The 4,676-nt window shown below is 50.6% G+C and carries 3 protein-coding genes; 1 reads left to right on the top strand and 2 read right to left on the bottom strand.

Translation table 11 applies throughout. The features are described 5' to 3' along the window. On the bottom strand, nt 1-2,883 hold a 2,883-nt coding region (locus tag Q0859_RS21255; protein ID WP_299155128.1), incomplete at its 3' end, for a calcium-binding protein. Between the two features lie 68 nt (nt 2,884-2,951). On the opposite strand from Q0859_RS21255, the gene Q0859_RS21250 reads away from it, so the two are divergent. Beyond that, nucleotides 2,952-3,662 (top strand): hypothetical protein, encoded by a 711-nt coding sequence (locus Q0859_RS21250; RefSeq protein WP_299155127.1) that lies wholly within the window; start codon nt 2,952-2,954, stop codon nt 3,660-3,662. Nucleotides 3,663-3,710: 48 nt separating this feature from the next. Here the strand turns inward: Q0859_RS21250 and Q0859_RS21245 are convergent. Continuing rightward, nucleotides 3,711-4,468, bottom strand: a protein-coding gene (locus tag Q0859_RS21245; RefSeq protein ID WP_299155125.1) for an IS5 family transposase whose coding sequence is annotated in 2 segments (ribosomal slippage) — nt 3,711-4,132 and nt 4,132-4,468 — 759 coding nt in all. Because the reading frame shifts where the segments join, the coding sequence is not laid out codon by codon here. Between the last annotated feature and the right edge of the window lie 208 nt (nt 4,469-4,676).

Raw genomic sequence — 4,676 nt, 5'->3', positions numbered from 1 at the left:
CTGGCCTTGGTCGGAAATGAAGTTCCCGTCTGCGTCCACAAAGTTTGCGTTGATGTTGTCATTGGACGAAGTGCCGTTGACTACACTTGGAGATGGACCGTTCTGCCATTCTAACAAGTCAACACTCTGTAGGGTGATTTCGTTTGTCCGGTTGTCGTCGAACGCAAATGAGCCATAGGCAATTTTAAGATCAGCGCCAGCCTGCGACACAGTCACGCCGATTGGGTCGGACGGATCAAACACTCGTCCGTTGATCAGCAACTGATCGGTGTTTGTGTCAAAATCCGTGACGAGGTCAATACCATCGCCCCCGTAAAATATATATGTATCATTACCATCGCCACCGGTGAGCACATCGTCGTCTGCACCGCCATTTAGCGTGTCATCGCCAAGTCCGCCCGCGAGCAAATCTGAGCCACCTAAGCCGTTCAGATCATTCGCCTCCGCGCTGCCCGTCACCGCGTCATCAAATTCCGAACCTGTGATACCTTGTATGTCGACATAGGTGTCAATCTCAAACGTGATATCGGCATCGATTGATCCGGTTCCCTGAGCAAGATCTACCGACACGGCTCCCGCAATTGCGTAACTCACATGGTTCGTTCCTCCACCGCCTGAATATGCATTGGAGCCCCCGGCGTAGGCGATCCGGTCGTCACCAGCCCCACCAACCAAGTTGTCGTCGCCGTTAGTCATGAATGTCACATTGAGCGTAGTGACAATCGACGAGCCGTCCAAATTTCCCCCAAAAATTGTAAAGTCGGGAGACGGCGTCAACTCATAATTTCCGGGATCATTTTTATCATCTCCGAAAAATCCATATCCACTTGTTGTGATGTCTTCGCTGACTATATTTCCGCCCGAAAGCTCTTCTTCAAATGAATAACTGTGCCCATCAAGTCGTGTCTCAAAAAAGTCATCGAAAAAATAGGAGTGTTCTGGATCACCTGATATTGGGGCTAAACTGGGACCTTGACCGCCAAAGCCCAAAAATATGTCTTCAGCATCAGGATTTATAACAATTGCTGAAATTTCAGACCATTCAACCTGTAGACCGGTCGCCCGCAAATCTTCCATCGTCAGATCTAAAATACTTTCTTCCGTAACGTTGGCATTAACTACCAGAGCGTTACGCCCAACAAAATAGGCATCAGCATCACCGCCTCCCATCAGTATTGCCGGACCTCGAGAGCCAAACGGGCCGGGACTCACAATGAACTCGTCGTCGCCGATACCACCGACCATAATGACCAACTCATCGCTGCCTGACGTACCCGAGATCGTATCATCGCCTGAGCCGCCCAGGAAAACCTCAACCTCGGCAGTTGCTAAGTCAAACTCAATGCCAACGTCGTCTAGAATAACAACGGTATCGCGACCTGTGCCCCCGTTAAACGAATGGTCAGCGGCATCAGCGCGGATGAGATCGTCCCCCCCACCGCCCACTAGCCTATCGCTTCCGACTCCACCATCGATAATGTTTGCACCATCAGAACCGATGATAACGTCGTCTGCGCTTCCTCCAATTACGTTTTCAAAATTAGTTACCACCAATTCATAGGCGGCAGACATAAATGAGGCTGTACCATTAGCCAACGAAACAAAAACCCCGCCTGTGCCCAAGGCGGAGAGCGAAAAATCTATAACGTCTCCCTCATCGGTGTTGGAACCTCCTGAAACACTCTGAAGTGAAGTTGTCGACGAAGTTAAGTCTTCAATCACTAACCGATCATCGCCAGAGCCCAAAATCAGTTCTTCGACATTAAAAATCGTAGTGTTGATGTCCACCCCAGGTAACGGACCGTTTCCCGAAACGATTGCCGAAAAATCTGCGGCTGACGAAACATCTTGAATAGAAACCATCAAGTTGCTGGACACTAGGTCTGCAACCTGCTCGAAGGTTGCACTATCAGTTCCTACTCCACCATCAAGAATATCGTATCCAAGTGATCCCAAAAGGGTATCGTCACCGCCTCCGCCGTGCATGAAAGTACTAAGTGTGAGGTTGCTATCCGCAGTCAGTGTATCATCTGCTGAATTGGACCCGACAACTACCTCACTAGTTCCGAGCGAAACAGCCAAACTAGACCCATCGGAGCCGTACGCATCTGATAAGAAATCAAACGCAGCGCTTATTGCTACAGAAATTTCTGCACGATTTGCAAAAAGTGCGAGAGGGGAGGACATCCCAGCAGAAAAAAGACTGCCGTATCCAGCTGTTTGTGTTGAATAGGCCGCCACGAACAGATCATAGGTCTCTCCTGCGTTAGTCAACAAATTATCAATGAAGAAACTTGCATCGCCCAAGCCGGGAAACAATAAGTTGCCTGACCAGATCGCGATATCCGTTGGCAAACCAAACTCAGCTAGGGCGTCGAATGTCCCTGTAACATCTCGCTCTCCTATGTCCGAAATCGATGGAAGCAGACGACCATTGTCCCGTATATCTGCAAGAACGTCTTCCGCTATCCGATCAGACGCCGCTTGTAATTGCGCATCTGTGATTGCCTGCCCCGATCTAGTGTCAATTTGCGCGGCTGTGTAGTCACGGATGAAGTTCGAGCCAGCGGTATCGCCGCGGTTTACCCCAGCAGCACCGACCAACCAGGCTATCGTATTGCTATCAGCGGCGCTTCCATTCTGCTCCGCAAGCTTAGCTGCCAAGGCGTAGAAGGTCGCCCAAGGCTTATCTGCGTTCTCAGCTACCAATGTTCCAAGCACAGCATCTGGTGGTAACGAACCGGGAACGGCGGGGTCATACTCAGTGAACAACTCCAGGGTGGCTTCGTACTCGGCAGAGCCGCTAATCAGAAGACCCTCGGAGGCGGCCACTAAAGCATCAACCTCGGCAGCTGAAAATCTGTACATTTCAATTTTCCCCATTGCGCAGCTGTAGATATACCTGTCTATTGCATTTCAACCATTGGGTGAAAAGGGGAATTATTATCTTGATGTCACGGATCCTTTCGCGCCTGTGCCAAATTTCAGTGCTGGCCGCCATGTTGCTTGGTGCCCAGGCCGCTCATTCAGAAGTCAACTGTGATGAACACGAACGCTATGCCCCGAAAGGCAAGCTTGTTGAGCTTCAAAATCGACAGTTTTTGTTGTGCGACAATTATGACCGTAGGTTTCGAGGCTCGGAAGGTATTGACTTTCTAAGGTTCCCATTTGATAGCTCGCATGTACGCGAGGTTCTGCAACAGTTTGATCAACTGACGTTTTTGTGGGGAGAGTTAAGAGTAAAGGACCGAGATTTCTCTTTCCCAAGCACAAGAAGCTTTATAACTCTCGATACCTTATCTGGTTCGATATCTTTTTCAGGATCTGAATATGATATTTTCACCAATGGCGCGCTATCAGAAGAGGGAATGAGCAACCTTCAGGCGGGTAAATTCTCATCTGATCTATTGGTGTATAAACCGGACTCTACACGCAAACTGCCACGGCACTTTTTGTATTGTTCAGGTGATCTGAAAGGTTCTCCCAGAGAGGAATATGGTTGCTTCTTGCATGTTGACTTTGATCAAGATAACGACCTGATCGCCTACACTCGTTTTTTTTGGATCCCTAGTCTAAGTCCCGGACCACCATTTGACTTTGATAATCTCCATATTCTGGTTGAGGCTCTGATGCAGCTTTTTGAGAATGCTGAAGTTCCATAGTCTGTTATCTCATTTGAAAGAACGCCATCAGTAGCCTAGGGTCAGGACTCATAGCCAGTAAATGACGAGTGCTGCGAGGGCGATTGCTGAGAGAAAGACCTTCGGGCATCTGTCGTATCGCGTTGCCACGCGTCTCCAATCTTTGAGCCTCCCGAACATGATCTCGATCCGGTTACGGCGTTTGTAGCGGCGCTTGTCGTACTTCACAGACTTCTTGCGCTGCTTGCGGCCCGGGATGCAGGGAAGTATCCCTTTGTCTTTCAACGCTTCTCTGAACCAATCGGCATCATATCCTCTGTCACCGAGCAACCAATCGACATTCGGCAGGCTGCTGAGCAATGCCCGCGCGCCGATGTAATCACTGACCTGCCCGGCTGTGACAAACAGGTTCAGCGGTCGCCCCTGGCTGTCGCAAATGGCATGAAGTTTGGTGTTCATGCCGCCCTTGGTGCGCCCGATCAGACCTCCACGCCCCCTTTTTTGACGCCCATGCTGGTCGCGGTGCGGTGGGCCTTCAAATAGGTCGCGTCAATCATGACGGTCTTTTCCTCGCCATGCTCGGCGGCCAGACCCATCATCATCTGTGCGAAGATGCCCTTGTCACTCCACCGCTTCCAGCGATTGTACAGCGTCTTATGTGGACCATAGGCGGCGGCCGCGTCACGCCAGCGTAAGCCATTGCGATTGATGAAAATAATCCCGCTCAGCACACGCCTGTCATCGACACGTGGTTTGCCATGGGACTTGGGAAAGAAGGGCTCAAGGCGCGCCATATGGGCATCCGTCAGCCAGAATAGATCAGACATATTCACCGCTCGTTTTTGAACCGTGAATCATGCTGCTGAGCCGAAATCAATGGGTCCTGACCCTAGATGCCGGCAAGCGCGTGCATTGGGCCAACGAAGGTTGCGTTGTCCATAAGGGTCAGCTTGGCCAGTACCTGATCACATTCGAGCCAAATGGTAGCACAGTCGGCCTGACTGATCGGGCAGGAAAGACGCTCAATGGAGAGCC

This window comes from uncultured Tateyamaria sp. (assembly GCF_947497045.1).
Taxonomy (GTDB): domain Bacteria; phylum Pseudomonadota; class Alphaproteobacteria; order Rhodobacterales; family Rhodobacteraceae; genus Tateyamaria.
Note: the sequence above shows the minus strand (reverse complement) of the source record. Positions and strands in the feature narration are given on the sequence as shown.